The 3,919-nt window shown below is 44.0% G+C and carries 8 protein-coding genes; 1 reads left to right on the plus strand and 7 read right to left on the minus strand.

The annotated features are described in order from the left end of the window. The 6 genes from AC805_RS21275 to AC805_RS21300 all read right to left on the minus strand — a co-directional run. Nucleotides 1-545, minus strand: a 545-nt coding sequence (locus AC805_RS21275) for a hypothetical protein (RefSeq protein ID WP_156341519.1), incomplete at its 3' end; no start/stop codon positions are given. Nucleotides 546-549: 4 nt separating this feature from the next. Beyond that, nucleotides 550-783, minus strand: coding sequence for a hypothetical protein (locus AC805_RS21280; protein WP_156341520.1), 234 nt, complete (start codon nt 781-783; stop codon nt 550-552). A 130-nt stretch (nt 784-913) separates the two neighbouring features. Further along, on the minus strand, nt 914-1,216 hold the full coding sequence (locus tag AC805_RS21285; RefSeq protein ID WP_055077260.1) for a hypothetical protein: 303 nt from the start codon (nt 1,214-1,216) through the stop codon (nt 914-916). 66 nt (nt 1,217-1,282) lie between these two features. Next, the gene (locus AC805_RS21290; protein WP_055077261.1) at nt 1,283-1,741 is read right to left on the minus strand and encodes a hypothetical protein; all 459 of its coding nucleotides are present in this window, start codon (nt 1,739-1,741) and stop codon (nt 1,283-1,285) included. Nucleotides 1,742-1,751: 10 nt separating this feature from the next. Next, nucleotides 1,752-2,114, minus strand: a complete 363-nt coding sequence (locus AC805_RS21295) for a hypothetical protein (protein ID WP_055077262.1) — start codon at nt 2,112-2,114, stop codon at nt 1,752-1,754. A 7-nt stretch (nt 2,115-2,121) separates the two neighbouring features. Then, a complete protein-coding gene (locus AC805_RS21300) occupies nt 2,122-2,496 on the minus strand; it encodes a hypothetical protein (protein WP_055077263.1) in 375 nt (124 codons plus the stop codon). 244 nt (nt 2,497-2,740) lie between these two features. On the opposite strand from AC805_RS21300, the gene AC805_RS21305 reads away from it, so the two are divergent. Further along, nucleotides 2,741-3,337 (plus strand): site-specific integrase, encoded by a 597-nt coding sequence (locus AC805_RS21305; RefSeq protein ID WP_055077264.1) that lies wholly within the window; start codon nt 2,741-2,743, stop codon nt 3,335-3,337. Here AC805_RS21305 and AC805_RS21310 read toward each other — a convergent pair. Next, nucleotides 3,317-3,835 (minus strand): hypothetical protein, encoded by a 519-nt coding sequence (locus AC805_RS21310; RefSeq protein ID WP_156341521.1) that lies wholly within the window; start codon nt 3,833-3,835, stop codon nt 3,317-3,319. The two genes, AC805_RS21305 and AC805_RS21310, sit on opposite strands and share 21 nt — an antisense overlap. Between the last annotated feature and the right edge of the window lie 84 nt (nt 3,836-3,919).

Raw genomic sequence — 3,919 nt, forward strand, 5'->3', positions numbered from 1 at the left:
ATATTGGTAAACCGACAATAAAGTTTTTCAGCATCTTTCGGTATCTTGACGACTGCCGAAGCTGTGATATTTGTTACTCCGTAAAGCTGTGCGGTTTTCTCGTTGAGCTTTCTCTTAATATGTTCTAAGAGAACTTCTTCAATGATATTTACAACTATGTTCAAAAGCACTTTTAGAGGTGCTTTGAATAAAACCAAAACTTTAATTAATTCTGGAAGAAGAGCAATCGGGGAACCTTTGGGAATTGGGACGATCGAGCCGTCGCTTTGGGTTACAATCTCGTCCGTACTGAGCCGATCGTCTTTGGCAAGCTTCAAAGCTAGGTTTAATAGATTGTTTAGCTGGGTTTGAGCGTCGGTAATTTCTTGGGAATTAGTGGGATTGGTTAAGGTAATTCCCGAACTACTCGTATAGGCATTGGCATCCAAAACTAAAGGGCTAGCGATACTGGTATAGGTATCGCTAGTCGTACCAAGATTGCAGAATTTATCGTAAATATCGGCAATCTTGGAATAGATATCCTGTAGTGTCTGAGCCTGCGACATGGAGCTATAACTCTATTCCAGAATTTTCCGAATACCAAGGCTCGTTTGTTGTGGTGTGATGTTGATCGTCTTGGTTTCGGTTGCGATCGCTTCTACGTTTGGGTAAATAGCTCTCAAATCTTGCCAAGAATACTTGAATTTTATCGATTCTCTCGTCGAGAGAGTCGATTCTCTTAATCCCGTAAAACATCAGTCCTGTAAGGATACTGACTAAGATTCCTACAAAAGTTTCGACCATTGGAACCACTGGTATTTTATAAATTTGCACAATAGCTTGATTAGCCACAGCCAAAGGCGATCGCTATGACCGAGATAGCGATCGCCACTTTGACAAACGCTATCTGGGTTTGATTGTTCCTAGATTTTGCCTAAGGTGTGGCTACCACAGGCTCATCTTTGGGCGCGGTGAGAGAGATCGCCATATCTACCGTGAAGGTATAAGTTTCACGCTGGGTTTCCAGATCGATATTTTGAGCGCTCTTGCTACTGGTGTAGGTAACTAGGGGTGCTGTTGCACCAAAATTAGTAGCATATTGAGTTTGCAAAGCATTCAAGATTTCGCGAATTGCCAAGCGTGCATCGCTGGTAGCTGGCAAGCCAAGAGAGGTTAAGGCACTGGCTAGCGCGGTATCTGCAACATTGAGGAGCTGCGTACTGGTTGGATTGGACATGATGGTTTATTTCTCCTTAAGTTATTTTGATTTGAGAATGAATTGGAAAGGATTGCTAAGAGATGCTTACAGCATGAATTGATCGACTTTATGGATGATCGTGTAATCCAAGAAAGCCGTACCGTCGTTGCTATGGTTGACCCTGATAGTTGTATTAGGCTGAGTACCGCCTAATTTGAGGTCGTATTCTTGGAGGGTGTTGAATTGTGCCAAAGTCAGCACGGGAATCATGACAAGGCGTTTGGGCTTTACGCCATAGCAAGCGCTAGCCGAGCCTGTTTCTTCCCGTCTACAGATTACGTGTCTGGGATGGATACCAATTTCCCTTTCATTCTTTCGCAATGAAATATTAAAAGGGATAGGAGTGATTGCACTTCCGCTTTCCTTGATTTTGTTATCAGCCGTGCCTACATTGAATTTATCCATGTGGATATAGCAAATGTTAAGCACAGTGCGGACTTTGTTCGCCCCTACAAAGATATCAATCTCATACTTGCATTCTTTTAGTTGAATACCACGAGCCATTGTTATTAACCTATCTAGCGTGTTCTGAAGAGATGGACGAGACTATCCAAACGCGCCCATTAACTGTAATTTCGCTTCCCTGTTGGGGTAATACAGTTGCAGGGTCAAGCACGATAACGCGCTTTGTAATTGAATTCGGGCTGATTAAACAGCCTGTTGCTGATTGAGTTCCCTTTAGTTTCAAAATGCAAGAACGTGGCTTCATGCCTACTTCTTTTGCATTTTTGGAAAACTCAAAAGTAATACTTTCCGTGACGTTGCCGACTGGTTCAGCCCCGCGAATTGGTTGTAATTCTGGAGCGTTATCGGTACGAGCATAGAAAATATTCCCTTTATCTGTTTTGTATTTGTATCTGCTTGTTCCAGATGCCATATCTTTCTTATGGGGTGTCGTTTTGGTACGTGTCGGTTAAATTAACTCGGTACTTTTCTTTCTCTGCAACTCGCTTACCAACATTGAAAGCTTGCACACTTCCATCTTGATAGTCGCGCAAGGAAATAGTTTTAGTAGTTCCCAGCCAAATTGGGGCGGATGTTGACTGACAGTAAATTGTCCGATTGATGGGGCGGGTTGGATGCCGACAGTTGACATATCTAAGTTCAAGGTTTCTTGGTAGATATTTCAAACCTAAGTCGGCTTGGGTAAGTGGTACGAATCCCGTCCCTGTGGCGAGTGCGTTGGATTTGTCAATCCTGACTAACCACGCGCTGCCGTCATCGGCGATATATTTAAAATCTGCTAATGATCCAGCCATCTTTTGAAAGTTTGCCTCGCTGCTTGACTTCCCAAGGCGAGTGAGTGTAACGAGATTGTCAAGTCATCCATTAATTTAGATCGCTGTCTCCGCGACGGCAATCTTCCACTTTTGTATAAAAATGGAAGCTCTCTTTTTTTGTTGATAACTATACGCTGATTGACTTTAGGGCTATACTCTTGGGTGGTGATAGTTGCATCTATTCCACTTTTCTATCTATTTCTTCTAAAAGTGGAATGTTGACATGGGGAAAAATAATCGCAACGGTCAAGCCGAAATTTTGAGTGATGCCGAACTCGATCGCATTTTTAAGCAATTAAAGTCTCGCGACCATAAATTATTTTTTACGATCGCTCGTTATACGGGCGAGCGATTTGGTGCGATCGCTAAGTTGAAAATTTCTGATGTGTACGATGGCAATTGTCGAGCGCTGCCCGAAATTACTTTTCCCGCCCATATTCGTAAAGGGTCGCCCGATGGTTCCAGGTCCACACGACAGGCTTTTATTTTTGACAGGTTGGCTGAGGGTCTGGCTGCTTACCGTCCTACCCATTGCAATAGTCTTTGGTTATTTCCTTCCCCCGTTAAGGACGGTCAGCCGATTTGCTGGAAGGCTGCCGATCTATGGTTGCGTCGGGCTGTGGCGGCGGCGGGTTATGCCCATCGGGGTATTTCTGGGCATAGTCTGCGCCGATCGTTCATTACCAAGCTCTATGAGAACGGTATGGACATACACAATATTCAACAAATTACGGGTCATAAGTCGCTGGCGGTTGTGCAGTTGTATATCCGCAAAAATCCTGTCAAGCTCAAACAGTCCCTAGCTAATATCTTTGCCTAAATACTTTTTGCCGATCGCCACACATATTTCCTTGGCGCTTGCACCACTTTTCCAAAGTGCGGCGATCGCCTCGGTCTGTTTCTTGCTGATGTGGTGGTGTCGCAGTTTTCCAGAAATGTCCTGATAGACGTATCTGGTATAAAAATATACTTTCTTGTTTTTGCCGATCACAAAGTAATGCTCAACATACCCATGAGTGGGTATGGGTTCGAGAATTTCTGGAAAACTATCGCGATTGATAGGGTTTTCCAGAAATTTATCGTTTTTGTCCTCGATGCTTTTGGCTTCGATTGTCATTGGTATCGCCGCCTGCGTGTGGCGATCGCTTTTACCTTTGCCTGCGAGTTCCTCTGGCAATTGGTCAAGCCGAATTTCTCCAATTGCCTCGGCTAGTTTGGCGATCGCTTCCGCATCTTTTCCGCTAATCCCAAATCTAGGCATTATTCCCAGTGGGTTAACTGGTGGTAAGTCCAAAACGCTTAACTGTAAGACTTCCATACTTTTTTATGGGGGAGCGCTGCGCGCCGCTATCTTGGGCGATCGCTTAATTTTGATTTTGATTTTGGCTATCGTTAATTGGCT

Source organism: Pseudanabaena sp. 'Roaring Creek' (assembly GCF_001402795.1).
Classification (GTDB): Bacteria; Cyanobacteriota; Cyanobacteriia; order Pseudanabaenales; family Pseudanabaenaceae; genus Pseudanabaena.

Coding starts and splice junctions, on each gene's coding strand:
- AC805_RS21280 (WP_156341520.1), bottom strand. CDS start 783: ATGGTCGAAACTTTTGTAGGAATCTTAGTCAGTATCCTTACAGGACTG.
- AC805_RS21285 (WP_055077260.1), bottom strand. CDS start 1,216: ATGTCCAATCCAACCAGTACGCAGCTCCTCAATGTTGCAGATACCGCG.
- AC805_RS21290 (WP_055077261.1), bottom strand. CDS start 1,741: ATGGCTCGTGGTATTCAACTAAAAGAATGCAAGTATGAGATTGATATC.
- AC805_RS21295 (WP_055077262.1), bottom strand. CDS start 2,114: ATGGCATCTGGAACAAGCAGATACAAATACAAAACAGATAAAGGGAAT.
- AC805_RS21300 (WP_055077263.1), bottom strand. CDS start 2,496: ATGGCTGGATCATTAGCAGATTTTAAATATATCGCCGATGACGGCAGC.
- AC805_RS21305 (WP_055077264.1), top strand. CDS start 2,741: ATGGGGAAAAATAATCGCAACGGTCAAGCCGAAATTTTGAGTGATGCC.
- AC805_RS21310 (WP_156341521.1), bottom strand. CDS start 3,835: ATGGAAGTCTTACAGTTAAGCGTTTTGGACTTACCACCAGTTAACCCA.